35 protein-coding genes and 1 pseudogene are annotated in these 26,341 nt (G+C 56.4%); 9 read left to right on the forward strand and 27 right to left on the reverse strand.

The window, feature by feature from the left end; translation table 11 throughout:
• Positions 1-2: 2 nt before the first annotated feature.
• Positions 3-320: an antibiotic biosynthesis monooxygenase family protein gene (locus HW452_RS12590; RefSeq protein ID WP_224106459.1), complete on the reverse strand. Its 318-nt coding sequence runs from the start codon at positions 318-320 to the stop codon at positions 3-5.
• A 181-nt stretch (positions 321-501) separates the two neighbouring features.
• On the opposite strand from HW452_RS12590, the gene HW452_RS12595 reads away from it, so the two are divergent.
• Both HW452_RS12595 and HW452_RS12600 read left to right on the forward strand, forming a co-directional pair.
• Positions 502-1,068, forward strand: coding sequence for an isochorismatase family protein (locus HW452_RS12595; RefSeq protein WP_224106460.1), 567 nt, complete (start codon positions 502-504; stop codon positions 1,066-1,068).
• Complete coding sequence (locus HW452_RS12600; protein ID WP_224106461.1) at positions 1,061-2,092, forward strand: GlxA family transcriptional regulator; 1,032 nt, start codon at positions 1,061-1,063, stop codon at positions 2,090-2,092. The genes HW452_RS12595 and HW452_RS12600 overlap by 8 nt, the downstream gene beginning before the upstream one ends.
• Here HW452_RS12600 and HW452_RS12605 read toward each other — a convergent pair.
• Positions 2,068-2,490 (reverse strand): MAPEG family protein, encoded by a 423-nt coding sequence (locus tag HW452_RS12605; protein WP_224106462.1) that lies wholly within the window; start codon positions 2,488-2,490, stop codon positions 2,068-2,070. The genes HW452_RS12600 and HW452_RS12605 overlap by 25 nt on opposite strands.
• A gap of 235 nt (positions 2,491-2,725) precedes the next feature.
• Between HW452_RS12605 and HW452_RS12610 the strand changes: the two genes are divergently transcribed.
• Complete coding sequence (locus HW452_RS12610; protein ID WP_224106463.1) at positions 2,726-3,466, forward strand: class I SAM-dependent DNA methyltransferase; 741 nt, start codon at positions 2,726-2,728, stop codon at positions 3,464-3,466.
• Between the two features lie 59 nt (positions 3,467-3,525).
• Here the strand turns inward: HW452_RS12610 and HW452_RS12615 are convergent, their stop codons facing one another.
• The 13 genes and pseudogenes from HW452_RS12615 to HW452_RS12670 form a co-directional block, all read right to left on the reverse strand.
• On the reverse strand, positions 3,526-4,005 hold the full coding sequence (locus tag HW452_RS12615) for a DUF1456 family protein (RefSeq protein ID WP_224106464.1): 480 nt from the start codon (positions 4,003-4,005) through the stop codon (positions 3,526-3,528).
• A gap of 75 nt (positions 4,006-4,080) precedes the next feature.
• Positions 4,081-4,506: a tetratricopeptide repeat protein gene (locus HW452_RS12620; protein ID WP_224106465.1), complete on the reverse strand. Its 426-nt coding sequence runs from the start codon at positions 4,504-4,506 to the stop codon at positions 4,081-4,083.
• 196 nt (positions 4,507-4,702) lie between these two features.
• Complete coding sequence (locus HW452_RS12625) at positions 4,703-5,110, reverse strand: DUF4019 domain-containing protein (protein ID WP_224106466.1); 408 nt, start codon at positions 5,108-5,110, stop codon at positions 4,703-4,705.
• Positions 5,111-5,194: 84 nt separating this feature from the next.
• Complete coding sequence (gene fos / locus HW452_RS12630; protein WP_224106467.1) at positions 5,195-5,593, reverse strand: fosfomycin resistance glutathione transferase; 399 nt, start codon at positions 5,591-5,593, stop codon at positions 5,195-5,197.
• Positions 5,594-5,640: 47 nt separating this feature from the next.
• A pseudogene (locus HW452_RS17665) lies at positions 5,641-5,832 on the reverse strand (SDR family oxidoreductase); the annotation flags it as partial.
• A complete protein-coding gene (locus HW452_RS12635) occupies positions 5,748-5,984 on the reverse strand; it encodes an SDR family NAD(P)-dependent oxidoreductase (RefSeq protein ID WP_317986352.1) in 237 nt (78 codons plus the stop codon). The pseudogene HW452_RS17665 and the gene HW452_RS12635, both read right to left, overlap by 85 nt.
• Before the next feature lie 90 nt (positions 5,985-6,074).
• Positions 6,075-6,548 carry a L,D-transpeptidase family protein gene (locus HW452_RS12640; protein ID WP_224106468.1) on the reverse strand — a complete coding sequence of 158 codons (474 nt, stop codon included), beginning with the start codon at positions 6,546-6,548 and terminating at the stop codon, positions 6,075-6,077.
• Positions 6,549-6,609: 61 nt separating this feature from the next.
• A complete protein-coding gene (locus tag HW452_RS12645) occupies positions 6,610-7,056 on the reverse strand; it encodes a GNAT family N-acetyltransferase (RefSeq protein ID WP_224106469.1) in 447 nt (148 codons plus the stop codon).
• Positions 7,057-7,105: 49 nt separating this feature from the next.
• Positions 7,106-7,870, reverse strand: coding sequence for a class I SAM-dependent DNA methyltransferase (locus HW452_RS12650; protein WP_224106470.1), 765 nt, complete (start codon positions 7,868-7,870; stop codon positions 7,106-7,108).
• Positions 7,870-8,178 (reverse strand): AzlD domain-containing protein, encoded by a 309-nt coding sequence (locus HW452_RS12655; RefSeq protein WP_224106471.1) that lies wholly within the window; start codon positions 8,176-8,178, stop codon positions 7,870-7,872. The genes HW452_RS12650 and HW452_RS12655 overlap by 1 nt, the downstream gene beginning before the upstream one ends.
• Positions 8,171-8,899, reverse strand: a complete 729-nt coding sequence (locus HW452_RS12660) for an AzlC family ABC transporter permease (protein WP_224106472.1) — start codon at positions 8,897-8,899, stop codon at positions 8,171-8,173. Before HW452_RS12660 ends, HW452_RS12655 begins: the two co-directional genes overlap by 8 nt.
• Positions 8,900-9,190: 291 nt before the next feature.
• Positions 9,191-9,943 (reverse strand): helix-turn-helix domain-containing protein, encoded by a 753-nt coding sequence (locus HW452_RS12665; protein WP_263433643.1) that lies wholly within the window; start codon positions 9,941-9,943, stop codon positions 9,191-9,193.
• A 53-nt stretch (positions 9,944-9,996) separates the two neighbouring features.
• The gene (locus HW452_RS12670; RefSeq protein ID WP_224106474.1) at positions 9,997-10,548 is read right to left on the reverse strand and encodes a GNAT family N-acetyltransferase; all 552 of its coding nucleotides are present in this window, start codon (positions 10,546-10,548) and stop codon (positions 9,997-9,999) included.
• 249 nt (positions 10,549-10,797) lie between these two features.
• Here HW452_RS12670 and HW452_RS12675 point away from each other — a divergent pair, with 249 nt between their 5' ends.
• Together HW452_RS12675 and HW452_RS12680 are read left to right on the forward strand one after the other, a co-directional pair.
• Complete coding sequence (locus tag HW452_RS12675; RefSeq protein ID WP_224106475.1) at positions 10,798-12,261, forward strand: mechanosensitive ion channel family protein; 1,464 nt, start codon at positions 10,798-10,800, stop codon at positions 12,259-12,261.
• Between the two features lie 107 nt (positions 12,262-12,368).
• Positions 12,369-12,869, forward strand: a complete 501-nt coding sequence (locus HW452_RS12680; protein WP_224106476.1) for a type VI secretion system-associated protein TagO — start codon at positions 12,369-12,371, stop codon at positions 12,867-12,869.
• A 15-nt stretch (positions 12,870-12,884) separates the two neighbouring features.
• On the opposite strand, the gene HW452_RS12685 is transcribed toward HW452_RS12680, so the two are convergent.
• The 4 genes from HW452_RS12685 to HW452_RS12700 form a co-directional block, all read right to left on the reverse strand.
• On the reverse strand, positions 12,885-13,205 hold the full coding sequence (locus HW452_RS12685) for a hypothetical protein (RefSeq protein WP_224106477.1): 321 nt from the start codon (positions 13,203-13,205) through the stop codon (positions 12,885-12,887).
• An 18-nt stretch (positions 13,206-13,223) separates the two neighbouring features.
• Complete coding sequence (gene sugE, locus HW452_RS12690) at positions 13,224-13,541, reverse strand: quaternary ammonium compound efflux SMR transporter SugE (protein WP_224106478.1); 318 nt, start codon at positions 13,539-13,541, stop codon at positions 13,224-13,226.
• A gap of 193 nt (positions 13,542-13,734) precedes the next feature.
• A complete protein-coding gene (locus HW452_RS12695) occupies positions 13,735-14,010 on the reverse strand; it encodes a hypothetical protein (protein WP_224106479.1) in 276 nt (91 codons plus the stop codon).
• 52 nt (positions 14,011-14,062) lie between these two features.
• Entirely contained in the window at positions 14,063-14,701 is a 639-nt protein-coding gene (locus tag HW452_RS12700) for a Vat family streptogramin A O-acetyltransferase (RefSeq protein ID WP_224106480.1), read from the reverse strand.
• Between the two features lie 142 nt (positions 14,702-14,843).
• Here HW452_RS12700 and HW452_RS12705 point away from each other — a divergent pair, with 142 nt between their 5' ends.
• The 3 genes from HW452_RS12705 to HW452_RS12715 all read left to right on the forward strand — a co-directional run bounded on the left by HW452_RS12705 (position 14,844) and on the right by HW452_RS12715 (position 17,599).
• Positions 14,844-16,040 carry a DEAD/DEAH box helicase gene (locus HW452_RS12705; protein ID WP_224106481.1) on the forward strand — a complete coding sequence of 399 codons (1,197 nt, stop codon included), beginning with the start codon at positions 14,844-14,846 and terminating at the stop codon, positions 16,038-16,040.
• A gap of 21 nt (positions 16,041-16,061) precedes the next feature.
• The gene (locus HW452_RS12710; protein WP_224106482.1) at positions 16,062-16,877 is read left to right on the forward strand and encodes an AraC family transcriptional regulator; all 816 of its coding nucleotides are present in this window, start codon (positions 16,062-16,064) and stop codon (positions 16,875-16,877) included.
• A 74-nt stretch (positions 16,878-16,951) separates the two neighbouring features.
• Positions 16,952-17,599 carry a LysE family translocator gene (locus tag HW452_RS12715; protein ID WP_224106483.1) on the forward strand — a complete coding sequence of 216 codons (648 nt, stop codon included), beginning with the start codon at positions 16,952-16,954 and terminating at the stop codon, positions 17,597-17,599.
• A 68-nt stretch (positions 17,600-17,667) separates the two neighbouring features.
• Here the strand turns inward: HW452_RS12715 and rho are convergent, their stop codons facing one another.
• From rho to cbiE, 8 genes are all read right to left on the reverse strand, one after another.
• On the reverse strand, positions 17,668-18,633 hold the full coding sequence (rho, locus tag HW452_RS12720; RefSeq protein ID WP_224106484.1) for a transcription termination factor Rho: 966 nt from the start codon (positions 18,631-18,633) through the stop codon (positions 17,668-17,670).
• 660 nt (positions 18,634-19,293) lie between these two features.
• The gene (locus HW452_RS12725; RefSeq protein ID WP_224106485.1) at positions 19,294-21,090 is read right to left on the reverse strand and encodes an AIPR family protein; all 1,797 of its coding nucleotides are present in this window, start codon (positions 21,088-21,090) and stop codon (positions 19,294-19,296) included.
• A 314-nt stretch (positions 21,091-21,404) separates the two neighbouring features.
• Positions 21,405-21,668 (reverse strand): hypothetical protein, encoded by a 264-nt coding sequence (locus HW452_RS12730; protein ID WP_224106486.1) that lies wholly within the window; start codon positions 21,666-21,668, stop codon positions 21,405-21,407.
• A 560-nt stretch (positions 21,669-22,228) separates the two neighbouring features.
• Positions 22,229-22,669 (reverse strand): YtoQ family protein, encoded by a 441-nt coding sequence (locus HW452_RS12735; protein WP_224106487.1) that lies wholly within the window; start codon positions 22,667-22,669, stop codon positions 22,229-22,231.
• A 79-nt stretch (positions 22,670-22,748) separates the two neighbouring features.
• Positions 22,749-23,513, reverse strand: coding sequence for a precorrin-6A synthase (deacetylating) (cobF, locus tag HW452_RS12740; RefSeq protein ID WP_224106488.1), 765 nt, complete (start codon positions 23,511-23,513; stop codon positions 22,749-22,751).
• Positions 23,510-24,307 (reverse strand): precorrin-4 C(11)-methyltransferase, encoded by a 798-nt coding sequence (gene cobM / locus HW452_RS12745; RefSeq protein ID WP_224106489.1) that lies wholly within the window; start codon positions 24,305-24,307, stop codon positions 23,510-23,512. Before cobM ends, cobF begins: the two co-directional genes overlap by 4 nt.
• On the reverse strand, positions 24,304-24,687 hold the full coding sequence (locus HW452_RS12750) for a cobalamin biosynthesis protein (RefSeq protein WP_224106490.1): 384 nt from the start codon (positions 24,685-24,687) through the stop codon (positions 24,304-24,306). Before HW452_RS12750 ends, cobM begins: the two co-directional genes overlap by 4 nt.
• Positions 24,684-25,889 carry a precorrin-6y C5,15-methyltransferase (decarboxylating) subunit CbiE gene (gene cbiE, locus HW452_RS12755; RefSeq protein WP_224106491.1) on the reverse strand — a complete coding sequence of 402 codons (1,206 nt, stop codon included), beginning with the start codon at positions 25,887-25,889 and terminating at the stop codon, positions 24,684-24,686. The genes HW452_RS12750 and cbiE overlap by 4 nt, the downstream gene beginning before the upstream one ends.
• Here cbiE and HW452_RS12760 point away from each other — a divergent pair.
• Positions 25,888-26,341: precorrin-6A/cobalt-precorrin-6A reductase (locus HW452_RS12760; protein ID WP_224106493.1), on the forward strand; the 454-nt coding region annotated here is incomplete at its 3' end. The two genes, cbiE and HW452_RS12760, sit on opposite strands and share 2 nt — an antisense overlap.

Raw genomic sequence — 26,341 nt, forward strand, 5'->3', positions numbered from 1 at the left:
CCCTAGAACCCGTAATCCCTCTCCACCCTGGCAATCCGGGTCTTGAAGTGCTGATACCACTGCTGGTGGCCCAGCCGCTGCGCCTGTTGGTGCTCGGCATGGGCTTTCCACGCCTTGATGGACGCCAGATCTGCCCAGTAGGAAACCGTTACTCCCACATCGTTTCTTGCCGATTCCACGCCCAGAAAGCCCGGCTGCCGAGCGGCCAGTTCAACCATTCTTGCGGCCATCGCATCGTAGCCTTCATCGAGTTCCGTGCGTATCGAGGTAAACACGACGGCGTAATAAGGGGGTTCGGGGGTCTCGGCAATAGGCGGCATGGTCACTCACTCAGGCTAGATAAATGGGCCTGATCATCGTAAGCCATCAGCGCTTGCTGTAAAGCTTCACAAGAACTTTTTCCGCGATATATCAACGATGTCCGTATTTGTCCGTTTTGTGTCCGACGCAAGCATCGAAGACCCATTACGCTAGAGCCTCACATGACCCATGAGGCCCACCATGACACTTTCCCGTACCGCTCTGCTGCTGATCGATGTTCAAGCCTCCTTTCCCGCCAAGGAGTATTGGGTTGAAGCCCTTGCCGATGATTGGCGGCCCCACCAGCGTGCTCTGCTCGATGCCGCTAAAGCCAGCGGCATACCGGTCGTGCGTATTTTCCACGAAGCGCCCGGAAGCCAAGGACCGTTTGATCCTGAACTCGGCCTGATTCGCCCACTTCAGGGGTTTGAAGACACGGCGGCGGCCACCTTTCACAAGCAGGTACATAACGCGTTCAGTGATACACAGCTTGAAAGCTGGCTACGCGAGCGGGGTATTTTACACTTGGCCATCAGCGGCATTCGTACCGAGCAGTGCTGCGAAACCACCGCGCGGGTGGCCTCCGATCTAGGCTTCAAGGTCGATTTTGCAAGCGACGCCACCCTGACGTTTCCCATGACGCGCCATGGCATTACCTGGCAAGCCTCGGACATCAAGGCGCGCACGGAGCTTGTGCTGGAGGGCCGCTTTGCGCGTATCATCGATACCCAGGATTTGATCAACGAGTGGCAAGCTGCGTGTGACTGACACATTCAATACAAGCGAACCGCCTGCCCGAAAGGTGCCGACCCTGCGGGTGGCCGTCTTGATGATGCCGGGGCAAGTGCCACTCGACCTGGTGGGCCCGCTTCAGGTACTGCAGTGCGCAAGCCGCCTGGGCATGGAGATGGATATCTGCTATCTCGGCCCCAGCACCGCCATGCCGTGGCTGGGGCCACTCACCCTGGGCGGCATTTCCCCACTGCCAGACACGTTGCCCCGGCAGAGCCTGCTGCTGATCCCCGGCCAGTACCGCAACCGCCTCGATTCTCAGGCGCAGCAGGCGTGCATCGGCTGGCTCAAGAGCAATGCGATTCATGCCGATACGTTGATGACCGTCTGTTCCGGTACCCTGTTGCTCGCCGATGCGGGCCTGCTCGATGGAAGGCGCTGTACCACGCACCACACGCTTTTGGATCAACTTCGCGAAAGGGCGCCCAAGGCACACGTCCAGGGTGATTGCATCTTTACCGAAGATGGCCGTTACCTGACCAGTGCCGGCATTTCCACCGGAATCGATACCATGCTCCACTGGCTTACTCGGGTGGGCGGCCATGCCCTGGGGCTGGCGGTGGCCAGAGAAATGGTGCTGTACCTTCGCCGTAGCGGCCAGGAGCCACAGCTGGGCGCCTGGCTTGAAGGCAGAAACCACGTGGATGCGCGGATTCATCGCGTGCAGGACGCCATTTGCGAGGCCCCCGCCCACCCCTGGCGGGCCGAAACGCTGGCAACGCAAGCGGCCATGAGCGAACGTCACTTTCGGCGCCAGTTCAAGCAACTGACCGGCATGCCGGTAGGTGACTACATTGCCGGCTTGCGGCTGCAACGGGCCAAGACGCTGATGATGGAAACGACCTGGTCGCTCGCCCGCATTGCTGAAGAGACCGGCTTTGGCGACGAGCGCCAGCTAAGACGCCGCTGGGCGCAGGAAGAAAAACGCCCGCCCAGCGTCTGGCGCCGCGCCCGTCAGGACACGGCACCCGTTGATCAGGGCAGCGCCAGCACGATCTGAATGCTCATGACGATCATGCACAGCAACCCCACGCCGTAGGAGACGGTGCGCCAAGGCTGGAGTTTTGCCAGGTAGCACAGCGTATGGCAGTAGCGCGCTGCGGTAAAAATCATGAACAGCCAAACGGCAAGCCCGGGCGACGCCCCTACCAGCACATAGGCGACACCCAACCCCAGAAAGATGGGGATGTTTTCAAGGTCGTTGGACCACGCCTTGCTGGCCTGCTGAACCTGAGGCAACTCCTCCTGGGCAGGTTCAGTTCCCGCCATGCGCGCGTCTTCCGGCGTTTTAAAGGTCTTTTTGGTGATTCGGTGAAAGCCCTGGTAAAGGCCAGTCGCCCACATTTTCACAAACAGCAGCACTGCTGCCACGGCATACCAGTAAACGGGTTCGTCCATGATCGTTCCTTCTCAGTTGGTTCAACCAGACTCAAGCTCATACAAGGCCTGCACTCGCTTATCAAGCATAGTCGATGGAAGCCTTGCAGGATTTTAAAAAGGCCAAGTTACGTCGTTACTTACCCAATGCAGCTATGCCCCTGCAGCCGTTGCGTATATAAAGTCCGCTTCTCAAACCCTGGGCACTCGTTTACTATGCCCCACCCTATTCAACGCCCCCTGCTACCAGGCCCTCATGTCCAACGCGCTCTATACCGATCTCTCTGGCTATTACGATTTAATGTGCGTGGATATCGACTACCAGGCCCAGAGTGACGGTATCCGCAGGCTGCATCAGCTCTTCGGTAACGGCGGCCACACGCATCTTGACCTGGCCTGTGGCACCGGCCCTCATGTGCGCCGTTTCATCGAATTTGGCTATTCGAGCAGCGGCCTGGATATCAACCAGCCCATGCTGGATATCGCTGCTACCCGCTGCCCCAGCGCCTCGTTCATGCGTCAGGACATGAGCAGTTTCGACGTCTGCGAACCGCAGGATCTGATTACCTGCTTTCTGTACTCGATTCACTACAACGCAAGTATTGAAAAGCTGAACGACTGTCTTCTCAGCGCACACCGCGCCCTGGCGCCCGGTGGCGTGTTCTGCTTCAACGCAGTAGATAAAGACAAGATCGACAATGCCCTGTTCGTCAAGCATACGGCCAGGCAAGGCACCGACCTGTTCACCTTCCGTTCAGGCTGGCATTACGACGGGCAAGGCGAACAGCAGTCCCTCAGGCTCAGCATCGAGAAAGCAGACGCAAGCGGCGTGCAGGTATGGGACGACGAACACCCGATGGTGGCCGTCCGCTTTGCAGAACTCGTTGACTTGCTTGAACCTCTCTTCGAGGTTCAGGTGTTTGAACACGACTATGCAAAAATAACGCCCTGGGACACCGCCTCAGGGAACGCCATTTTTGTTTGTGTGAAGAGGTAAACGCGTGACTGGTTGTACCAGGGCGTGGGCCGCAGAATGAATCTAGCTATTAGTCCTGATTACGCGCGCTTGTCGGCCTGCTCTGGGCGCAATTGGCATTGTAGGCCCATCAGGAAATTGCGCAGCACCTGGTCTTTGCACTCGCGATAGTTCTTGTGGCTGGGTTTGCGGAAAAACGCACTTAGTTCGTGGGCACTCAGATTGAAGCCTGCCAGCTCAAAAATCTCCTGGATGTCATCAGCCTTCAGGTTCAGCGCGATTCTCAGCTTCTGAAATACCATGTTGTTGTTCAGGTTCTTTTCCGGCGCCGGCTGTTCGCCTTCACGCTTGCCGCGCTTGTGGCTGATGAAGCCATTGAGAAACGCCGCCAGATCCACATCCTTCATCTTGACCAGTGACTCGTCTTCATCCTTTCTCAGCCAGTCGATCACCTGCGTCTGAGTGACCTCGATATCCGCCAGGGCAAAGATCTTGACGATAAAGGTATCTTTTAAATCAAAGGTATAACGTATGCGGCGAAAAATATCATTATTGGTCAAAACCTGACTCCTGATTCTGGGTACATCCGATAAAGCCTACCGGCATTGCCGGCATATTCAAAGATGGATGATGCTTCACTGGCTGGCAGTCAGCGTTTCCAGCAGCTCATCTATTTCTGCCTTGAGCTCCTGGTCCTCGATCCTGCTGGCGCTGACCTGGGCATGTTTCAGGTTCTGAATCGCCTCGTCAGTCTGACCCAGCTCGACCTGCAGCGTTGCCATGGAAAAAGCGATGGACGAGAGGTGGTCCTTTGAATCGGCTGCCTCCGCCTTGGCCAGCGCCTTGGCGTAGATGATCAGCGCCTCGTCCAGCTCCTCGGTAAAGTCGGCCAGGGTTTCCCACTGCTCCGGGTGATCCTTGGCGGTATTCTCATTCTCCCGGCAGATCGTTTCCAGCTCGGCGTAAAGGGATTCAAACGCTGCCCTGTCATCCTTGGCAGCCGCCTTCATCAGCTTTTCGGCCAGCTCGTAAACTGACTTGTATATTTTGGTATTGATCATTGTTGACACCCTTCTCTATCCAATCACGTAATGAGTCGCCAGGCAGGCCAGCGTTGGCGGCATTATACCTGTGATGGAAGCATTTACGGGGGCAAGATGGCGGGCACGGAAAAACAGGCGCCGCACCAGAGACGATCATGAATATCGCAGCCTTGGTACACCGCGCCGGGGGGCGTGGCGTTTGGTCGATAGCGGCTTATTGCACGTAGTAGCCGCTCACCTTCCATACACCCTCTTCAAAGTGCGGCGTAATGGTTTCGGTGACCTGAGGCTTGTTGGCAAACCGCGTCTGGAAGGTAAATTCCTTGTAGTCGTTGCGCGCCGCACCGGGCATGGAGGTCTGGCTGACCACCCGCGTACGCCGACGCGACTCCACGGGACCAAAATCGCGCCGCGCCAGGCCAATGGTGCGCTCCAGCATGCTGGCGGAGAGAGGCCGCTGCAGCAAGGGGGAAGCCTCCTCCCACGCCCTTTCGAACTCACCTCGGTCGATTGTCTCAAGCCACGCCAGCGCCACCTTTTCCGCCTCATCCACAGGGGATTGGGCAAAGGAGCCAGAAGACAACAGCAAGGCAGTAACGAGGCAGATCAGCTTTTTGGACATGGAAGGCTCTGGGCAACGATCAGGAAATGGCACGACTTAAGTATATATATCGGAGCCCGCCTGAATTACTTTAACGATAAATCGTCATAGCCAGACAAGGCCGCTATAGGGGTTCTCCACCAAGGAAGCCAGTCGGCTCTGCAAGCCACCTGCGTGAATCTCCAACTTATGGCCGTCGGGGTCGAGTATATAAATCGAATGCCCTTCGCTCTTGTTCAGCTTCCATTGCCGTACCTCAAGGGCTTCCAGCCTTGCGCAACAGGCATCGAAATCTGCCTGCGCTACGTCAAAGGCGATATGGGTATAGTCGGTCTTCGCGCAGGGTTCATCGCAGGAGAGGCAAAGCCATAGCTTCCCGGCGGAAAGGTAGGCGCCGTTGTTCCATTTCGCATGCCCGGTCAACCCCAGCACCTGGGTGTAGAAATGCAGCGAACGTTCCAGATCGCTCACGGCCAGGGTGATATGGTTCAAGCCGGTAATCATTGACGACTCCGTTGAGCGTCTACTCGGTATCGACGACGCATCGCCACCTACTTGCCTCCCGCTATATCGATAAACGAGCCAGTCACGTAGGAGGCCTCATCGGATAATAGCCAGGCAATGGCCTGGGCAACCTCTTCCGGCGTGCCGCCGCGCTTCAACGGAATCTGCGGCGCCAGCCGTGCGACCCGACCAGGTTCTCCACCATCGGCGTGCATGTCCGTGTGAATGAAACCCGGCCGCCCGCCTCTTCGATACGCGCCGCCACCGCTTGCGCCGCCTCGCGGTTTTTCAGGTAGTTGATACACACCGCGTAGCCACGGGCGGCCAGCAGCTCGGAGGTTGCCGCGCCAATGCCACGCCCGCCGCCGGTAATGATGGCAACCTTATTCATCAGTAGCTTCCTGTACGCTTTGACCTTGAACCCCTTACTTGTTCAAAGCCAATGAAACTGACCGTTACGCCCACTTAAACCAGCAGAGAATTACCACTCAATGTGAATAGGCGTTCCCACCTTGACCAGCTCCATGAACTCGTCCATTTCCGAGTTGGTCAACGCAATGCAGCCGTTGGTCCAGTTAAAGCGTTGCGTAATGGGCGCCAGCCAGCCCAGCCAGTTAAATTGACCATGTACCATGATAAAACCGCCGGGTGAAACGCCCAGCCTTTCGGCATTCGCCATGTCCACTTCGTTGGGATAACTCACGTGCATGGAGCGATAAGCCACAGAGTCCTCTTTTTTATAGTCGAGTACGTAGTGGCCTTCAGGCGTTCGCTGATCGCCCTCCTGAACCTTGTGCCCCTGCGGGCTGCCACCAAGCGCAACGTGGAATTCTCTAACCACGTTATCCCCATCGAGGAGATACATGCGGTTGTCTGATTTATCTACTTTTACCAAGTCGACTTCCGCCAACGCCGGGGCCGCAAGAAACACCAGTAACCATGCTATTTTGTTCATTAGTCGAGCCAAAAGGTAAGGACTACCTAGTGTATTGGATGGGCTTGAGTTGATTCTAGGATTACAAGACCATGTACAGCCGTAGCGCATCCTGATGCTGAATCCCCTGCTCGAAAAGCGCTTCTGGGTAGTGATCCAGAAAGTGGTTCTTCACCACCCTATCAACCCTGAACCCATGGCGCTGATAATAGGCAAGCTGATACCCGAAAGAGCCAGTGCTTAGCTCTACCCGCTGTATATTTCTGTTCCTCAGTTCGCCCAAGGCGAAGCGTAGCAGGCCTGACCCTATGCCTTGTTGCTGAAACTGCGGGTAGACCGCGATATTGAATAGCTCGGCGGTTTCGGCACCGATTGGCTTGGCGATACACGCACCCAGGATTTCTCTTTCTCGCTTCGCAGCAAAGCACCAGGCCTCATGCAAGTAAGATGCGATCATCTTTTCGGAAGGGTCTGCTTCTAGCAAAAGCGTAACGGGAATTTCAGCGGCCTCTACTTCCCAATAGTGCACTTTTCACCTCGCGAATACGGCATGCCCCTCGGCAGTAGGCAGCAGATTATCAGCACCGATCCGCGTACTGCAGAATGTCGTAGGAGTAGGCATATTTAAACTCACCGCTAAAGTCGATTTGAGATAGTTGATCGCGTAGCTCAACAGCTATCGAATCCAACGTCTGGCCTTTTCTCACAGCCTCTTCGATATTCGATTGCGTAGTGAGATAACCAATCAGCGCATCGAGCGTGAATGTTATCGGTAAACAGCCTTTCTCGCTCGCCAGTAGTGACAGTGCCGGGTCCTCTGCCAGCGTCATGTCTTCGTATCGAGCCCTTGGTGGAGATGGGTAGCATTTCAGATACTCGTCACGAAACCAGCTGTTGAAGCAATGGGAGGTCGAATGGCCAGCGAAAGCGAAATTATAAATGATCCAGATAGCGCCGGGATGGGACGCTGCTTTATAGGCCGCCACGGCCCGCACGCCATCGAACCAGTGAAACGCCATACACGTCGAGATGAGGTCGAAGCGGCCTTGCTGAGGCAGCTCGGTGTAGTCCGCCTTGCTCACGGATAAGCCGCGCTGTTGGGCGATGATCAGCATCTCGTTTGAAGAATCAATACCCACGACCTCCTGAGCAATATCCAGAAGCGGAACGGTAGAGTCGCCGGTGCCGCACGCAACGTCCACTGCCCGGCCAAAGTGCTTGGCAGGTAGATGTCGCTTCATTATCTGAAAAAGCGCTTGGTGGGCTTTGGGGCGGTATTGATCATATCGCTTGCCGACGCCGGTATTGGCAAAGTACTGGGGGGTTCTGGTCAATATGCTCATCACCATGCAGTCAATAAATAATACGACACGCACCCGCCCAGCATTCCCACGAAAAGGCCGCCGAGGTTCAGATAAGCCAGCGTGGCCGTGATGACCAGGGCGACCAGTGCAGGGCCAAGGGCGATCTGCGCTTCCTGCAATACAAGGTAGACGATGAAGTTCAGGAAAACAGCGATGGGCAGCGTCGTCTCCATCCATCGCAAAAGCCTTGGAGAAAACTGAAAATCGCAGATGACCGGCAATACGCGAACCAGCAGGCTCGTTAGGCAAAGGGCCGCGATGGCGGTGATGATGCTGCTGCTATTCATGCTTTTTCCATTGCTCCAGAAGGATGGCCGTCATGATGACGCTGGGCATCCAGAAAAAGGTCGCCCCCAACCACTGATGGAAGGCGCCGACCACTAGCAGACAGGCCGCAACCATCAGCGGCAGCAACCGATACCCACCCGCTACACGCCGCTTGATTTGAGAGACAGACAGATAAATCAGCACCACGCTTGCCGGAAACCCCAGATGAATATCCGTACTCAGCCACTCACCGGGAATGAGCTTTCCCATCAGCGCTCCCAGCACCGCGGCACTTACCCAGAAAAGGAAGATGGTCAACCGAATGATCAGGGTGTCTTTCGTGGTATCGCCGTCTTTCTCCGTGGCGTAGGCTTCATCGCCCAGCAGGTGAGCCGCGCATATTCTGACCCACCAGCGCCTTGGCAACCTTGTGGTCGTGGTCAGCGCAATCGGCAAGTAACGACTGTTGATCGATGCGCAAATGATCAGCATGGTCAGAAAGCCGGCATTGGCCTCGGCCAAGGGAAGCACGGCAAACTGACCGCTGCCTGTAAAGCCGAGAACGCTGACGACCAGCACCTCGAGCATGCTCCAGTCTGCCCGATGAGCGAGTACCCCGAAGAGCATGCTGACTGGAACGATGGCCATCGCGGAAGGCAGTGCCCTGATAAAAGGCCGCGAAGACGTTGCCTTTCCGCTTTCTTGAGCCATCCCCCTGCCGGAATTGTAAGGATCGCGCATAAACCGCTCTTGCAATAAACCAGCGGTGCTTCTCTCGCCCCCCGCCGCTGGTTCAACCTTGCGGTGAAATTTCATGGCATGTCTCGCTGAAATGCTTCCTAATGGACGGTTTTGTCCTCTCGACAACAACAGCGCCTTTACCGCCCTTGGCATCAACCAAGGCAGATAAAGCGCTCAGGCGCTGTTGTCAGGCATGAGGCAATTCTGACGTTTGAATCGAAAAGCGTCTTGTATGATCGTGCAGGTTTGAGACGATGGCCTGGGCGCCATCAATGCAGCTCGAAGGCTGCTTCAGAGGGCGTGCCGGCGAAGAAGGTCTGCCCAGCGGCCGGGGGGCAAGCCGTATGCGTTGGCGAACTGATGAGTCATATGGCTTTGATCCGTGAAACCACAGGCTACCGCGACCTCCACCAATGCCACTCCGGCATTGATCATGCATCGGGCTTTATCAAGACGGCGTAGTGTCAGGTATCGATAGGGGCTCGTTCCAAACAGGGCACGAAAGTCTCTTGAAAGACTCCATCGATCCACTCCGGCGACCTGTTCAAGACGCGCCATGGTGACTTCTTCGGTACAGGCATCGAGCATGAACTGCCGGGCCAGCTCGGCCGCTTTGTAATCAAACCTTCGTCGGCGCCTTGTTTGGCCTGAGACATCCTCCAGTGCCTGGGCAATATCGAAGATCCCGTCATCTTCTTCCAGACTATCCAGCCCGGCATCGAGATCGGTGAGCATGCGGGAAATGGCAGAAACAATGCGCGGGTCTGATGAAACGCCTTGCGCAACGAATGGCAAGGGCCGCCCGCCGAGTACCCGCTGAATCGTCTCTGGCGAGATATACAGAATCTTGTAGTGAAATCCCTCCGCCGTGCCCGCTTCGCCATCGTGCAGCTCATCGGGGTGTATCACCACCGCGTTTCCCGGCAGGCTATAGCGTAGGGACTTGCGGTAGTTGAACCCATGCACGCCGTTGAGTGTGATACCCAGGGCATAGGTATCGTGCCGGTGCGGCGTGAACCCATGGCCTGAAAAGAACGCCTCCATTCTTTCTATCCGGGCAGTGGGTCTTGAAACCCGAGTCCAATCCTGGCTGCACGTCATCTCGTCATCCCGGAAACGCCATCAGCGTGATGCTCTTCCCACTGCGCCAACGACTGCCTATACATTCGCACTTCACGGCCATGAAACTCATGAACGTCGAACTGTTCGAACCCCGCCTTGAGCGCGACCCTTTGCGACGCTACGTGATCGGGCTCTATCAGAACCACCACCGAAGACACCCGTTTCTTGCCAAAGGCGTGCTGCAGAACCGCCCGCGCCGCCTCAGGTGCTAACCCTCTATTCCAGTAGCGCGTCGCCAGCCGGTAGCCAAGGCCAATCTCTTCGATGCCGTTGACCTCTTCCGGGCTAACGCCACAAAAGCCGATCAGCGTATTCGTATCCTTTTCGATCAGCGCCCAGGGGCCAATACCGTGTGCTTCGTAGCACGTCAGGCACCATTCGATAAAGCGGCGCGTCATGGCGTCATCGCAAACGCCGCGAATCGAATACTTCATGACGGCAGGATCGCCCAGAATGCGCGTCAGTTCGGCCGTATCGTTTAGAGTCAATTCACGCAGAATCAACCTCTGCGTTTCACAAATGTACACGCCCTACCCCCGGATTACGTCCGCAACGTTTATGGCCCAATGAATATTCATTTATTCGAATATCCCATAATGACAAACCCTATGACAGGAGCACGTTCAATACGATTGGCCAGAGGCTATCTATCGGCCCTGGGCAGCCGTGTGCAAGAGCGTGTTATTTGGAAAGGCCATTCGAGCGCCGCCAAGCCAGAAAAACCCACTAGACTTGGCTAACCCGCACCACTTTCGATGACGACACCAGGGATGGTCATGGCTGATTCTTTCTTCTCTCTTCGCATACACGGTGTGCTTCGCTGTTTAGCCCCTCTATTGCTGCTACTGGGTATGCTGTTCAGCGGCTTCGCCCACGCCGGCGACGAGACCGCACCGGCCAACCCGATCGGGGAAGGACCCGCCGCGGGGCAGATCGAAACCACCCCTTCCCCACAAAAGGATGCGGAGATCCGTCAGCGTATCAGCGGCATTTTCAGCGAGATCGACGGGCTCGGCGCGGTCGAGATCAACGTGGCTCAGGGCATCGTCACGCTTTCCGGTGAAACGGCCAACGAGCGCAAGGCGCAACAGGCCGTGGGCCTGGCCAACCGGCTGACCGATGTGGTCATGGTCGATGATCACATCGACCGTACCCTGGACGTACAGGAAAACGTTTCTACCGCCTACCAGGGCTTGAGGGCGCGGGGCCAGAGCCTTTTGCGAGCGCTTCCGCTGATCCTGGTGGGCTTTTTGATCTTCGGGCTGGTCGCCTGGTTCGGCGCCTGGCTATCGAATCGCAAGGCGCTCTGGCAGCGGCTCACGCCCAACCCGTTCGTCGCGGAACTCGTGGCGCAAACCATCAAGGTCGTGTTCATCGTGCTCGGGCTGATCATGGCCTTGAGCCTGATAGGCGCCGAGACCGTCATCGGCACCCTTCTGGGCGGCGCCGGGGTGATCGGTATCGCCATCGGCTTTGCGGTCAAGGACACCATCGAGAACTATATCGCCTCCTTGATGCTCAGCATTCGCCAACCCTTCCAGGCGCGGGATCACGTGGTCATCAACGACCGGGAAGGTATCGTGGTGCGCCTGACGTCTCGCGCTACCATTCTGATGACGCTGGAAGGCAACCAGCTGCGCATTCCCAACGCCGACGTGTTCAAGGGCATCATCCTCAACTACACCCAGAACCCGGAGCGCCGCTTCAATTTCGAGCTGGGCGTGGATGCCAACGACGATCCTCTGGCCGCCATCAAGGTCGGCCTCGATGCCCTTCAGGCTCTGGAGTTCGTGCTGAGCGAACCCAAAGCCGTGGGCGTCATCAAGAACGTGGGCGACTCCAACATCGTGCTGGAGTTTCTGGGCTGGGTCGATCAATCCACCACCGACTTCGGCAAGGCGCGCAGCATCGCCATCCGCGAAACCAAACACGCCCTGGAAAACCAGGGGTTCAGCCTGCCAGAGCCGATCTACCGTTTGAGCGTTACCCCGGCGCTCGAACGCGCCTTGATGCAGCGCCAGCCCGCCCACCAACAGCCGGGCACTGCCCAGCCCAGCCAGCCCGCCACGACGAACGAAACAGGCGACGCCAAAGCGCGCGCTCAGCAGGTGCTCGATGGCAAGCACGATGACGTATTCGATGCCCGGCCGGACGAAAAGCTGATGAAGAAGGTGGAGCAGGAGATCGCCCAGAGCGGCGACGGCACGGACCTTTTGAGCAAGCACTCTGCGCGGGAGTAGGCGTTTCGATGTACTAACACGCCCATCTGCATGTAATACTCTGCAGTCTTCAGGTGCGGGAAGTAGACTCCGGTACGCACCGTCCGCAAACACTCAGAGGACCAGGAATGAACATCAACAAGACACGGCTGTTGGCCCTGCTCGCCCTGCTACCCACCATGGCACTGGCCCAGGACGCCCCTACCGCCTCGCAGTGGCAAACCGAAGAGCACCACGACGAAGAGCTGGATTTACACTTCGTCGTGCTCGAGACCCATGCCGTAGGGCTCGCTGTGCCGACAGTCGTGTTTCGTTGCCTCGAAGACACGACGGTTGCCTACTTCGACCTGTTCGAGCAGGACGAAAGCGATACCTACGAGTACGAGGCCATTACAGTGGCGCTTGATGACGCCGACTTCGAACCGGTCGACCTGCAGCCGATTGACGACGGCCATGCGCTGGGCTTCTGGCAAAGTGACGAGGCCATCCCGTTCATTCAAGGCCTGTTCGGCGCGCAGACGCTGAGCCTGAAGGCGACCCCGGTCGAGGGTGACCCCATCGAGCTCGAGTTCAACATCGAAGGTATCGAGGAAAGGATCAAAGCGGTCCGGGAGACCTGCAGCTGGTAGGGGTTGGCTCGCAGGCTAGGCGATAGCATTCAAGGCGGCTTCGAGCTTCAGAAGCGGATGCGTGACACCGTCTACAACGGCAATAGCCTCGACCGGGGCCACCTCGACGACGTACTCCCGGTCGCCTTCGGGAAAGCGTGCCAGGGTCAAAAGGATTCGCCCCGGGCGCTCGTTGACCCGGCGCAGATCCCAAAGGCCGCTCGAGAGATCGAGCACGACGCGGCCCGTGGCGCGCTCGACAATGACCGGTGAATAGACCCAAAGCGACATGCGCGGCTCGAAAGCCACGGTCGTGATTTCGTACTGACCCTCGAGTACGTAGTGCGGTGATTCCATCCTGCGCCCTGCCCTTCATCACGCGTGGGAAAGCTTGAGCCCCACCAGACCCGCCACGATCAGCGTCAAACTCACAAGCTTCAGTACACCGACGGATTCACCGAACAGCACGATGCCCAGAACCGCCGTGCCCACCGCCCCGATGCCCACCCAGATGGCGTAGGCGGTACCCACCGGCAGAGTTTTCAGCGCCAGACCCAGCAGCAGAAAACTCGCCGCCAGCGAAAACACCGTCCAGGCGGTCGGCCAGAGTTTCGTGAAGCCCTCGGAGTACTTGAGCCCGATGGCCCAGCCGATTTCCAGAAGCCCCGCGATAAACAGAATGATCCAGCTCATCCCTATCCCTTCAGTGTTGGGGCCGTCCCCTTGAGCGAATCGAGCGGCGAGGTCGTCCTCGCTTCGAATGGCGACTGTATAGGGTAATCACTCGGACGCTTTTCGACCACGTATTGCATGATGAAGCTATCAAGTAACACGCGACGCGACAGCCAACGAAGGCCGCCAGATCGAAAGTGTGTTGAACGAGGGCTCAGCACGGCGAAACCTGATAAGTACGATAGACGCCCGGCCCTGACCAGGTAACCGCGGTAAAGGCGAAGGTCATCTCGCCTTGCGCTTGAAGCTCTCGGAGCAATTCGGCGGGCGGCCAGCCGCTCGGCGTATCGACAAAGGCGTAGCCCTCTTCCAGCAGCCGCTTCACCCACTCCACCAGCTCGAGGTTGCCCTGGTAGGCAATACGCCGGCGGGGCGTATCGGCGGTTTGGATGATGCCGCTGTGAATGAGCGTCACGCACTTTAATGTCATGGTTCTACCCGGTGCACGCTGCGTTGCTCTGGCTTCGCCGTTGAGAGTTTCATCAAGCGCTGCTGGCTTCACGTAGCGCCGCCAGATCACACCCCACGATAGCCTCGAGATGGGCCGTGATTTTATCGGCGCTCCACTCCCACCAGGCGATCTCCAGAAGCTCGTGGATCGTACTCTCATCGAAGCGATACTTGATCACCCTGGCAGGATTGCCGCCCACCACGCTGTACGCCGGCACATCGGCCACTACCACGGACTTGCTCGCGATGATGGCGCCGTGGCCCACCTTCACGCCCGGCATCAGGGTGGCTTCAAAACCGATCCAGACATCATTGCCAACCTCCGTGTCGCCCTTGTAGGGCAGCTCATCCGCTTCGGGCATGACCTTTTCCCAGCCCTGGCCAAATATCTGGAAGGGGTAGGTCGAAAAGCCGGACGTCTTGTGGTTCGCGCCATTCATGATGAAGGTGACGTCTTTCGCGATGGCGCAGAATTTACCGATGACGAGTTTGTCGCCAATGAACGGGAAGTGATAAAGCACGTTGCGCTCGAAGCGCTCGGGCCCTTCCGGGTCATCGTAGTAGGTGTAATCACCCACGATGATGTTTTTTGATTCAATGTAGTTCTTCAGATAGCCTACTTGCGGGAAGCCCTTCATGGGTGCTTTGTCGTCAGGGTTTGGGCCTTTCACACTGCCTCCGATCCATGGCTTACAACGAAAAGAAAACAAGGAGCGTACACCAGCGGCGATCACGCCTGAAGAGCGGTATTTGCGCTATACTGCCCCCCTTTTGATTTTCGACTCAACCCAAGACGACCCGTCAGAGCCTCCCATGCCCTTTGCCCTACCAGGATTATCCGCGCCGCTGATTCAAGCGCTCAACGAGCTGGGCTACCAAACGCCCACGCCGATCCAGCAACAAGCGATTCCTGTCATTCTCTCGGGCAAGGATCTGGTCGCCACCGCCCAGACCGGCACGGGCAAAACCGCGGCCTTCGTGCTGCCGCTGCTCGAGCGCTTCAGCACGGCAGGCGAGCTGCGCGGCAAACGCATTCGCGCGCTGATTCTGGTGCCGACTCGGGAGCTCGCGGTTCAGGTCGAGGCCAGCGTGACGCAATACGCCAAACACCTGCCCCTGACCTCCATGGCCGCCTACGGGGGCGTGGATACCGCGCCGCAAAAGGCGCGCTTGATCGAAGGGGTCGATATTCTGGTGGCCACACCGGGCCGGCTACTGGACCTGGCGCATCAGCGGGCAGTGCATTTCGATGAACTCGAAGCGCTGGTGCTGGACGAAGCGGACCGCATGGTCGACATGGGCTTTGTCGATGACATCCACAAGATCATGGTGCGCCTGCCGGAAAAGCGTCAGAACCTGCTGTTCACCGCCACCATGACCAACGAGGTTCGGGCGCTGGCTTCCGAGTTTGCAGACAGCAAGAAGAGCGAGCTGGCGGCGGACATCTCCATTACCCCGAACGTGCGCGCCGCCGCCAGCATCGAGCAGTGGCTCATCACGGTCGACAAGGACACCAAGTCGGCGCTGTTGAGCCACTTGATTACCGAGAATGCGTGGGATCAGGCGCTGATCTTCGTCGAGAAGAAACACAGCGCCGCCAAGCTGGTGGCCCAGCTCGAAAAGCGCGGCATCAAGGCGGATTCCATCCACGGCGGCCGAAGCCAGGCGATGCGCGAAACCGTGCTGGGTCAGTTCAAATCCGGCGAACTCAAGTACCTGGTGGCGACCGGCGTGGCCGCGCGCGGGCTGGATATTGGCGAACTGAGCCGCGTGGTGAATTACGATTTGCCCTTCCCGGCAGAAGAGTACATCCACCGTATTGGCCGAACCGGCCGTGCGGGGGCCACGGGTGAAGCCATCTCGCTGGTCGATATCAGCGACTTCAAGAACCTTTGCGCCATTGAGAAGCGGCTGAACGCGGTCATCGAGCGCCGGGAAATCGAGGGTTTTCCGGTTCAAAAGGCAGTACCCGTTTCACACTTGAACCATGTGAAAAAAGGCAAACGTTAGGCTGAATCAGGAAGGTCACATATGACCGACACGGCTCATTTCTGGCGCGATCCTGCCATGCCCTTTGTAGAAAGCCGACGCGCTTGCCAAAGCCGGGCGTGCTATAGGCCGCACAATCATCCGACCTTTTCGATTGGCGCGGTCGATCAGGGTGCCAGTGTTTTTACCGGCGCCAACAATCCACCGATAACGCTAAAAGCGGGTATGGTCGTCTTCGTACCCGCCGGAAAAGTGCACGCCTGTAACCCCTCCCCGGGCACGCAGTGGAGCTACCAGATGCTGCATCTGAATGCGCGTTGGCTTCAGACGGTGAGAAGCGAATACGCCGAGTGTGGGGTCGAGTTGGAGGCGGATGAGGCGATATGCATCGTCGATCAGGCATCGATCTACCAGGCCTTTTGTAGGCTCAATGAGCTGCTATTTTCGCCGGCCGGCCGTGACGAAAAGGAGTCGGCCCTCATCGACTTCATGGCCACCTGCGACCTCTCCAATGGCGTTCGGGTAGACCCTCCCTATCAGACCGTGGGTCATGTAGAGCGTCTAGATCCGGTACTGGCTCTGATGGAAGACACGCTGAGCCGGTCGCGTTCTTTAAGTGAGCTTTCCGACATGGTGGGCATGAGCCGCTACCAGTTCATTCGCGCGTTTCGAGCCAGAACCGGCATGTCGCCCCACGCCTGGCAACTCAACCAGCGAATCAACCTCGGGCGTGATCGAATCCGCGAAGGAGGCGCTATCGCCACGGTGGCCCAGGAACTAGGGTTTGCCGATCAGGCGCATTTTCAGCGCATGTTCAAGGCGTTCACGGGTATTACCCCGGCGCGATACCGGCGCTAGCTCTGCAATATCGTTCAATACGAGGCAATCCGCGGGCTGCATACTTTGCGTCGTTACGTAAAGGATGCAGGTCAATGGAACATTTCATCATTATCGCAGCCGCGCATTTTCTAGCGCTAATATCTCCCGGGCCCGATTTTTTCCTGGTCACACGCAGCTCCTTGCGCGACGGCTGGAAGGTCGCCAGCGGTGCGTGTATAGGAATCGCCCTGGCCAATGGCGTATTCATACTGGGGGCCTTTACCGGGGTAGGCGTGCTGCGCGCCGAGACGCACTTGTTCGTGGCCTTGCAGATGGCGGGCTGTCTCTACCTGGTCTATCTGGGGATTTTGTTCATTCGCCATGCAGGCTCCAATACGATGGCCAGTTTGTCCAAAACCGACGATCACGGCCGGGCCAGACACCGCTTTCAAGCCTGGGGCCGCGCCGCCGCCATGGGGTTCTTATCCGGTATCCTGAATCCCAAAAACGCGATCTTCTACGTCAGCCTGGCCGCCATGCTGACCGGCCCTTATGCCTCCACCGGCTGGAAAATCGCGTATGGGGTCTGGATGTTCAGCGCCGTTTTGATCTGGGATCTGCTGGTCGCGCTGATGATAGGCAACCGAGTCGTGCTTCAACGTTTTGCTCGTATATTGCCTTGGCTTGAGCGGGCATCGGGCTCGCTTTTGCTCCTGCTCGCGGGTGGGGTGATCATGAAGATAGCTTTGGAAAGTATTTAGGCTTGGTGAACACATGTTCAGGTGCTCTCTAAAAGCCGGCATTCTTACCAGGCACGAGATCTTAAAAGTTATCTCTCATCCCGAGCGGGTGAAAACGCGTCCAGCAGCTCGGCGTTGGTCGGGTATTTCTCCAGTAGCTTACACAGCTTCTGCGCCCCTTCGACGGGTTTGAGCTGCGTCAACGCGCGGCGCAGGGCGCGTACCTTTTCGATATCTTTTGAGTCGATCAACAGCTCTTCCCGGCGGGTGCTGCTTTTGACGATATCGATGGCCGGGAAGATCCGCTGGCTGGCCACCTCGCGTGACAGCACGATTTCCATATTGCCCGTGCCCTTGAACTCCTCGAAAATCACCTGATCCATCCGGCTGCCCGTCTCCACCAGCACGGTGGCCAGAATGGTGAGCGACCCGCCGTTTTCGATCTTTCGCGCCGCGCCAAACAGCTTGCGGGGTATTTCCATCGCCCGGCTATCCAGCCCGCCGGACATGGTGCAACCATTGCCCCGCTGCTCGGCGTTATGAACCCGCGAAAGCCTGGTCAGGGAATCGATCATGATCATCACATCGTGCCCTTCGCCCGCCTGCCTACGCGCCGTTGCCAAGAGCTGATCGGCCAACCGCACGTGGTGGGCGTAGCTTTCATCTGAGGAGGACGCATGCACCTCGGCCGACACGCTGCGCTTGAAGTCCGTCACCTCTTCCGGGCGCTCGTCGATCAGCAAGGCGTACAGCTTGATAGCCGGGTGCGCCTCGGCCACGGCCTGGCAGATGTGTTTGAGCAGCGTCGTCTTGCCCGAGCCCGGGGGTGCGACGATCAGCCCGCGCTGGCCCATGCCAATGGGCGTGATCAAATCCATCGCCCGCACGCTGCGCTGGGTGGAACCTGCTGCAAGCTCGATGCGTGGGGATGGATGAATCGCAACGCCATTTAGAAAGCGTTTTTCGGGATCATCCTGGAATTGATCTTCAACGACGTCGGCGGGTTTGGCCTCTTGCTGCCGTTTGACCTTCAAGCCTAGTGTTTTTCTCGTCATAATCTTGATGCGTCGCCTTGTATTGTAGAGTGTTCTTAGAGTGACTTCTGGGCTTTGAAAATTGTATTGGTCTTGCTAGATATACTTATTCTACCCAGCTTACTGAGCCATACCTTGCAGCTGACTACTTAGAAACCATTCCAGCGATATTGTTTCTTAACAGGTAAAGTACTTTCTTTTTTGCTCACAAAAGCAATAACCTGTTTTCATTTAAAAGCTTCTTTAAGCCAAATTTAATTAACAAAAAGATCTGAATTTAAAGTCAAGCACTACTTAATCAAGTATGAGGCAAGCTCAAAGCCGCGTAAAAGGTTGACTTAAATTTCAAAATTAAGCATTTTTTTAAATATTTCCTAAAAAACGCACACCCAGGATAGAAAAATGGCAGAAGCTTTGGAAAAATAGCATAACATACTGAACTAATTGATCACGCTATTGCAGATACAAGTAATAACCTGAGAGGCCATATTGGTTATGGATGCTTGCGAATGGCCTATGGCCCGCTCTATAACCCGGGTCAAGGATTGGCTATGACGGGTAGCGGGCCGATGTGACTAAATTCGGTAGACGCGAGGGCTATATTTAATTAATCATCTGCGCATCTGAATTGTGCACCTGCACTTAACAACCAACATAAATCTTTATGCATCTACTTTTTAATCAATCTTGTAAAGTATCACTTAGCTCTCTTAAAATCTCATCAACTTTTTCAACATTGCTAAAAAATCTTGCAGGATAGGCATTAGGGTATTTTTTTTCTATATATTCATCTATATTATTAGCGATTATCAAAAGATTTTTTTGCAAATCTAGGTCATTAGGAGCTGTAAGCTCTGACAATTTGTTAATTTTACTTACCTTATTTAAAAGTAGCGCAGTAATAACCCTATTAGCATGTGTAATGATCAAATGCCGCTTACGGTGAGTATTTCTATCCGTCTGGTCCAAAAGTTTAGCTATTAATCCCTCAATAGTACGGAAATGAGAAACTGCATTGACAACTTTTATTCCAGAAACATTTGGATTAAAGACAGTTCTATATAATGTGCCATCTAGATTCTCAAAGAATCGACCTCTCTGCGCTTTCAATGTTGCAACAATGGAAGCCTTCATAGTTAAACAAGCAAGAGCATCAAGCGACTCATCAAGATCGATTATATTTTGATCACTTTCACCTTTTTGGCCAGCAGTCCTAAGTAGCTGATATTGATAATTCTCTACTGCAAGCTCTTTAGCGATTCTTAACTGTTCTGAATGTTGAGAAGCGAAGTCTCTTCCTAAAACTCTGTTTTGATGATTGTTTGCTTTCGTTATAGCTGTAGCTACTTCAGCATTCTCCATGTCTGCAACTTTTATAAAGCGCACCGGAATTTTAATTTGCGATAAGGTATCACTATTTTCATCAGATATATTTTTGAAGACCTGACCGATAGTGCTGACGGTTTGGGCGCCATTAATTACACTAGAGTTATAAAATTTAAATGTTCCTCTTTTGGTGCCTCGATTTGCATTACGCCGATGAGGTGCAATGTCTGAAACTAATAATGTTATACCATTATTGTAGTACCAAAACATTTCGGGCGCAGTCATAGCCGTGTTTTTTATAGATTCATTAACATCCGTGCTTCCTAATAAATTTCGAATATTTTTTGCGAATAGCCGGGGACCATGCGCCATCCACCACTCAAGAACTTGATCTCCGCTAATTTGCCCATAAAAAGCAAGGTATGGCTCATTTTTATGGCCATAATGTTCAAGTTCGACATCATCTAAGTCAATATTTATATGGCTCCCTGCACGAAGCCACTCAGTTAAGTCTTCAGCTGAAACAAGATGAACTTGGAATGGCAATTCATCCTGAGGAGTAGTTTCTGGAATAAGCGTTGCTGCATTCAACTCATCTTGCCACTTTTGCATATCACCAAGTATCTTTTCAGCAGCACCGCGCTTTCCAGTATGTGCCATAACAAAAAGAAACTTATAATCTTGAGAACCAAGACCAACTTCAATATCGTTAGCCATATTTTGCAAAATTTCATCGAAATTATCGTACTCTTCTAGCTGAAGCTTTTCGCAAGCGTCTTTAAAATTAAGAAAATCATCTTTATTCCAGGTGCCATTTCCTGATTGATTAAATTTAGACTGAACTATAACAACCAATTTCTCACTATGGTTTACACATATAGCATCAATACCACCATCATCAGAGCTATCACATACGCTTTTACCGGCTGTAATATCATCTACACCAGCTAAGTTGTATATTGAAAATGCAGCTATAGCTCTACTAGCCATTTTTACGTCATAATCTTGCTGATCAGGCTTACATTCACGCCTATGTATAAAATCCTGATAACGCTCTCTTAGAGACTTCCCTAATCTTTGCGCTACAATTTTAGATGTTGCCAAAGCCGGGGCAGCGTTATCTTCGATCTTCAATTCTTTAACAAAAGCCATGTTATATTCCAGTCCAATTATACATTTTTAAAATAATATTAATGCGTTTAGAAGTAGTTAAATGACTGCTTAGCTGCTGACCAAATTTTAGCATGATCAACGTAGTTTATTGAGATAGCCTTGAGCTCCACCATTTGATATTCTTATTAACTGGAGACTTAAGAGCTTGTATCGATACCGGTCTTAAAAGCTCATGACCTCTACCAAGTTCAGCAACTGCGTCAATAGCTGCATCCTGTGCGGCGGTTCCTACTGGCATTGTGATAATTCCTATATTACTAAAATTAATTTTAATTCTTTTACTGCAGAAGGTATCAACTTTTTTCTGGACGAACCATTAAATCCGCTAATTTCTCAAGGAAATAGGAGTTTCCGCGAGCGTATGCAATATTCATAATTACAGTGAACATCTTAAGGAGCTTAATCTGAGACTTTACATCTTCACTTTGAGCAAGGCGAGTTTCTGTCTTGATCTTGAATTGATATTCTTGTAGAGAGAGCCAGATACCGATCACAACCGATGTAATACCAGCCATAGAAGCTAGCGGCACCAGCCCTGTAGAAATGAAATCAAACATTATACGACTCCTGAACGACACAATAGCGACTATGCATCTCACTACTTAACACTCTCAAATGAGCTGACTCGATCATTCATAGTATTATTAAGCCTGTTAGAGTCGTTATAACCATCTATTTGTAAGACGTAAAGTGAAAATATGGTAATAATAAGAACGATGTACTGATGACTCAAAGGCTAATTAAAATTTACCTTATTTAATAAACTATACTATATTAATTAATTTTTTTCAGGTCACGTAGAAATTTTATAGAACTGACCAGCTATAGATCGAAGGAAATCAAATCTAGGTGAAAAAGTCATTAACTATAAGCGGCTATCTCAGCAATGACAACGGCTACATCGGGGCAACTAACGCTGCCCTTCGCGCGGGGCCGCCCATGCGGGTGCCTCAATGGCTCGTACCTCGCCAAATCGTTACGCCGCGCTACGGGGTTGCTGGATGATGTGGCGAAATCGTCGCGCGCTGAAGCGTGCTCCTACGAGGGCGGCGGTGGCTGGTTTTGGAAAAGCGGGGCTGCAGGCCGTGAAGGCCTGCTGGGTATTACTGGGTCTGGCTTACGCTTTGAGGACGTACTTGAGTGTTTCGACTACCTGCTCAGTGGTAGTACACCAAGCCTGCGCACCGGCATCCACTTCTTTTAAGGGGTGAACGATATCCTCAGCGTGCAACGTGATGTAGGGCTTGGCCAGCGCCGAGCAATAACCCGCATCAAACGCCGCATTCCACTGCTTGTACTTGTCACCAAAGCGCACGACGACGAGATCGGCCTGCTCGATTAGCGTGCGGGTGCGGATGGCGTTGACCTTGGAGGATTGGTGGTCGCGCCAGAAGCCGTTTTCGGGTACGCCCAGGTGGTCGCCGGCAGCGTCACTGGCGTCGTGGTCGGTGACCGGGGCGGTGAAGACGATATCCAGGCTGGCGGCGTCCGCGCCGCGCTGGATTTCGTCGCGCCAGTCGGTGTGGATCTCGCCGGAAAGGTAGACGTAAAAGCTCATGGCTTGCTCCTTAAATGCTGACTGTCAGGTAACTAAGTAGCGCCATTTTATGGAAAAACATTCCAAATTTATACCACCGCTATATGAGCGGTTGCTTGGCGAGTAGATAGATATCCATAATCCAGCCATGAGCTTCACGCAGCGCCGCACGGCGCTCGATGATCTCATCGCTTACCTCTCTGAGCGGGCCTTTGATCAAGCACTGCTTATCCATGCCTAGGTAGGCGCCCCACCAGATGTAGGGGTCGGTTTGTGGCAGCGTGGTAAACGCCCCGCCGCTGTCGAGCATCACGGCTACCGTAGCGGCGTCTTCCGGCCAGCCGCGTTCGCGCAGGCGGCGGCCGGTGGTGATCTGGATGGGTTCGGCGAGCGCGTTGAGGGGGATTTTGTGCTCGGCGGTGAGCACTTGCAGGCTGGTGATGCCGGGCACGACGTTGACCTCAACCGCACGGCCGCTGTCCGTCAGGCGCTTCGCGATGCGCAGGCTGCTGTCATAAAGCGAGGGGTCGCCCCATACCAGCATGCCGACGCGCCCGCCGTTGGGCAGGTGCTTATCCATCAACTCCGCCCACACGCTGGCAATGGCGTCATGCCACTCGTCTACTGCGTTTAGGTACGGGCGTTCGCCGTCGCGGGTGGGTAAATCGAACTCGACGATGCGGGTACTGGCCGCTTTATCGAGAAGCTCTTCACAGAGTACACAGCGCAGGTCGAGAAGGTCCGATTTTGCCTCGCCCTTGCGCGGCAGCAGAATCACGTCGGCTTCGTTTAAGGCGCGCACCGCCGCGAGCGTTACATGGTCGACGTTGCCGGTGCCAATGCCGATCAGCGAGAGCGTGATCATGCGCCGCCCTCTTCATCGCCGCCGGCAAACGGTGAATCCGCCGATTGCGGCCGAAAGCGGCGATCATAACCTACCGCGTACAGGCTGCTTTCCTGAAAGTCTTCGGCTTCGAGTACCGGCCCTACCAGAATCAGCGCGGTGCGCTGAAGCGTGTGGTCGATCAGGGATTCCACCGTGGACAAGCGGGCGCGCAGCACCCGCTCGTCCGGCCAGCTCGCCCGCCAGACGATGGCCACCGGGCAGTCGTCGCCGTAGTACGGGGTCAGGCTTTCCACCACCCGAGCCAGATTGTGAATGGAGAGGTGAATGGCAAGCGTGGCGCCGGTGCGGGCGAAGTTGGCGAGCGTCTCCCCTTCCGGCATGGCGCTGGCCCGGCCCGGCGTGCGGGTGAGCACCACGGATTGCGCGACGCCGGGCAGGGTCAATTCCTGCCCAAGCGTGGCCGCCGCGGCGGCGAAGGATGGCACGCCGGGGGTAACGCTATAGGGAATGGCAAGCGCCCGCAGGCGGCGCAGCTGCTCGCCCATGGCGGACCACACCGAGAGATCGCCGGAGTGCAGCCGGGCCACATCGAAGCCTTCCGCGTGGGCGGTCTGGATCTCCTGCATGATGTCATCGAGCGACAGCGGCGCGGTGTTGATGATGCGCGCGCCTTTTGGGCAGTGCGCGAGAATTTCTTCGGGCACCAGAGAGCCCGCATACAGGCACACCGGGCAGGCGGCGATCAAGTCGCGCCCTCTGAGCGTGAGCAAATCCGGGGCGCCGGGGCCGGCGCCGATGAAATGAACCGTCATGAATCGACTCCTGAACGTGATGACACCGACTGCGCCAGCGCAGCGGTGGCTTTTCTGTCCTGTGAAACGAGCCGCGGCGCCAGAAGCCGCGCGTGGGGCCCGGCCGCCAGCAGCGCCGTTGCCTCCGCCACGCTGCCCGTGCCCCGCGCCTGAACGCTGCGCGGGGAGTGGGTGAGCGTGCAGGCGTTGGAAAGCGCGCTATCCGCCACGACGATGACGCCAAGCCCCCGCCTTTGGCCCAGCGCCTGCACCAGCGCTTGCTTGCTGCTGGCGGCGGCAAGCCGATCGACGGCGCCGAAGCGTTCGATCAACTGATCCAGCGCCTGCTCGAGCGAGCCGAGCGTGGCGGCGCTGCGATACCCAAACCCGGCCACCTTCACCGCACGCCCCGCCACTGCACGATGGGGTAGCTCGCCTTCCAGCCCCGGCGGGTGCCAAGCGGCGCCGCACTCGAAAGCTCGAGGCGTAGAAGCTCGCCGCCGGCCTGCTGATGCCAGTGGGCCAGCAGCGCCTCGGATTCCAGCGTGACCGCGTTGGCCACTACCCGCGTGCCGGGCGCCAGCAGCTTCCAAAGCGCGTCCAACAGCGCCTGGTTCAGCCCGCCGCCGATGAAGACCGCGTGGGGCAGCTCGGCGCTCTCCAAAGCCTCCACTGCGGCGCCCTCTTTCACCTCCAGCCAGTCCACGCCCAGGTTGTCCGCATTGCGGCGCGCCCGGTCGGCGCGATCAAAGTGCTGTTCGAAGCCGATGGCCTGGTTCTCCGGGTGGGCCAGCAGCCACTCGATGGCCACGGAGCCAGAGCCCGTCCCGATATCCCACAGCCGCTCGCCGGGTTTTGGGGCCAGCGCGGCAAGGGTGAGCGCGCGCACCGCCTGCTTGGTGATCTGGCCGTCGTGCTCGAAAAAGGTGTCCGGCAGGCCCGGCGTGAGCGGAATGGCGGGGCCGGCACCGGCGACCTCGAGCGCTACCGCCACCGGGTGGGCAATATCCTCCGGCACCTGCCCCACGCCGAAGTGGCGTACCCGCTCGTGCTCGCCGCCCAGCGCCTCCAGCGCCGTGATCCGGGAGTCCGCGAAGCCGTAGCTTTTAATGAGTGTGGTAAGCTCACTCACCGCTGCGCCGTCGCGAAGCAGTACCAAAAGGCGCTGGCCGGGCTGCAGATGGCGGCGCACGCGCGTAAGCGGCTGGGCGTGAAGGCCCAGGCAAACGCAGCGCTCGAGCCCCCAGCCGAGCCGCGCCGCCGCCAGGCTGAAGGTGGAGGGTGCTGCCAGCGCCTGCCATTCGCCGGGTTCCAGATGGCGCGTGATCGAGGTGCCCGCGCCGAACCAGAACGGATCATTGGAGACCAGCATCACCACCCGGCGGCCGCGCTCGGCCAGAAGCAGCGGGATGCCCTCACTAAAAGGCACCGGCCACTGGCGCACCTCGGCACAAAGCGCCGGCAAGAGGCGCAGATGGCGGCGGGCGCCGAAGACGATCTCGGCGTCTTCCAGCGCCTTCCGGCTTGCCGCCGTCAGTCCCGCCGTGCCACTCTCGCCCCAGCCGATCATCGTGAGCCAAAGAGCGTTGTTGACTACATCCATGCTAAACGTCCTGATTCTTGGGGGCACGAGCGAGGCGAGCGCGCTGGCCCAGGCCCTGCACGCTCGCCGCATTCGCGCCATTTACAGCTACGCCGGGCGCGTGAAAACCCCGAAACCCCAGCCGCTGCCCACCCGCGTGGGCGGCTTTGGCGGCGTAGCGGGGCTTGTTGAATATATCGAGCGTGAAGGCATCACCCACCTGGTGGACGCCACCCACCCGTTCGCCGCGCAGATGAGCCGCCACGCGATCCAGGCCGCGAAGGCGAGCGGCGTGGCACTCCTGGCGCTGACCCGCTCCGCCTGGGCAGAAACCGAAGGCGAGCGCTGGCAGCGCGTGGCAAGCATCGAGGCCGCCGTCGAAGCCCTTTCCGGCCCGGCCGAGCGCGTGCTGCTCGCCATTGGCCGCCAGCACCTGGAGGCCTTCAGCGCCCGGCCCCAGCACCACTACGTGC

It is taken from the genome of Vreelandella aquamarina, assembly GCF_020075495.1.
GTDB classification, from domain to species: domain Bacteria; phylum Pseudomonadota; class Gammaproteobacteria; order Pseudomonadales; family Halomonadaceae; genus Vreelandella; species Vreelandella aquamarina_A.

Coding starts and splice junctions, on each gene's coding strand:
- HW452_RS12590 (WP_224106459.1), bottom strand. CDS start 320: ATGCCGCCTATTGCCGAGACCCCCGAACCCCCTTATTACGCCGTCGTG.
- HW452_RS12595 (WP_224106460.1), top strand. CDS start 502: ATGACACTTTCCCGTACCGCTCTGCTGCTGATCGATGTTCAAGCCTCC.
- HW452_RS12605 (WP_224106462.1), bottom strand. CDS start 2,490: ATGGACGAACCCGTTTACTGGTATGCCGTGGCAGCAGTGCTGCTGTTT.
- HW452_RS12610 (WP_224106463.1), top strand. CDS start 2,726: ATGTCCAACGCGCTCTATACCGATCTCTCTGGCTATTACGATTTAATG.
- HW452_RS12620 (WP_224106465.1), bottom strand. CDS start 4,506: ATGATCAATACCAAAATATACAAGTCAGTTTACGAGCTGGCCGAAAAG.
- HW452_RS12625 (WP_224106466.1), bottom strand. CDS start 5,110: ATGTCCAAAAAGCTGATCTGCCTCGTTACTGCCTTGCTGTTGTCTTCT.
- fos (WP_224106467.1), bottom strand. CDS start 5,593: ATGATTACCGGCTTGAACCATATCACCCTGGCCGTGAGCGATCTGGAA.
- HW452_RS12635 (WP_317986352.1), bottom strand. CDS start 5,984: ATGAATAAGGTTGCCATCATTACCGGCGGCGGGCGTGGCATTGGCGCG.
- HW452_RS12640 (WP_224106468.1), bottom strand. CDS start 6,548: ATGAACAAAATAGCATGGTTACTGGTGTTTCTTGCGGCCCCGGCGTTG.
- HW452_RS12650 (WP_224106470.1), bottom strand. CDS start 7,870: ATGAGCATATTGACCAGAACCCCCCAGTACTTTGCCAATACCGGCGTC.
- HW452_RS12655 (WP_224106471.1), bottom strand. CDS start 8,178: ATGAATAGCAGCAGCATCATCACCGCCATCGCGGCCCTTTGCCTAACG.
- HW452_RS12660 (WP_224106472.1), bottom strand. CDS start 8,899: ATGCGCGATCCTTACAATTCCGGCAGGGGGATGGCTCAAGAAAGCGGA.
- HW452_RS12665 (WP_263433643.1), bottom strand. CDS start 9,943: ATGGAGGCGTTCTTTTCAGGCCATGGGTTCACGCCGCACCGGCACGAT.
- HW452_RS12675 (WP_224106475.1), top strand. CDS start 10,798: ATGGCTGATTCTTTCTTCTCTCTTCGCATACACGGTGTGCTTCGCTGT.
- HW452_RS12680 (WP_224106476.1), top strand. CDS start 12,369: ATGAACATCAACAAGACACGGCTGTTGGCCCTGCTCGCCCTGCTACCC.
- HW452_RS12685 (WP_224106477.1), bottom strand. CDS start 13,205: ATGGAATCACCGCACTACGTACTCGAGGGTCAGTACGAAATCACGACC.
- sugE (WP_224106478.1), bottom strand. CDS start 13,541: ATGAGCTGGATCATTCTGTTTATCGCGGGGCTTCTGGAAATCGGCTGG.
- HW452_RS12695 (WP_224106479.1), bottom strand. CDS start 14,010: ATGACATTAAAGTGCGTGACGCTCATTCACAGCGGCATCATCCAAACC.
- HW452_RS12705 (WP_224106481.1), top strand. CDS start 14,844: ATGCCCTTTGCCCTACCAGGATTATCCGCGCCGCTGATTCAAGCGCTC.
- HW452_RS12710 (WP_224106482.1), top strand. CDS start 16,062: ATGACCGACACGGCTCATTTCTGGCGCGATCCTGCCATGCCCTTTGTA.
- HW452_RS12715 (WP_224106483.1), top strand. CDS start 16,952: ATGGAACATTTCATCATTATCGCAGCCGCGCATTTTCTAGCGCTAATA.
- rho (WP_224106484.1), bottom strand. CDS start 18,633: ATGACGAGAAAAACACTAGGCTTGAAGGTCAAACGGCAGCAAGAGGCC.
- HW452_RS12725 (WP_224106485.1), bottom strand. CDS start 21,090: ATGGCTTTTGTTAAAGAATTGAAGATCGAAGATAACGCTGCCCCGGCT.
- HW452_RS12730 (WP_224106486.1), bottom strand. CDS start 21,668: ATGTTTGATTTCATTTCTACAGGGCTGGTGCCGCTAGCTTCTATGGCT.
- HW452_RS12735 (WP_224106487.1), bottom strand. CDS start 22,669: ATGAGCTTTTACGTCTACCTTTCCGGCGAGATCCACACCGACTGGCGC.
- cobF (WP_224106488.1), bottom strand. CDS start 23,513: ATGATCACGCTCTCGCTGATCGGCATTGGCACCGGCAACGTCGACCAT.
- cobM (WP_224106489.1), bottom strand. CDS start 24,307: ATGACGGTTCATTTCATCGGCGCCGGCCCCGGCGCCCCGGATTTGCTC.
- cbiE (WP_224106491.1), bottom strand. CDS start 25,889: ATGGATGTAGTCAACAACGCTCTTTGGCTCACGATGATCGGCTGGGGC.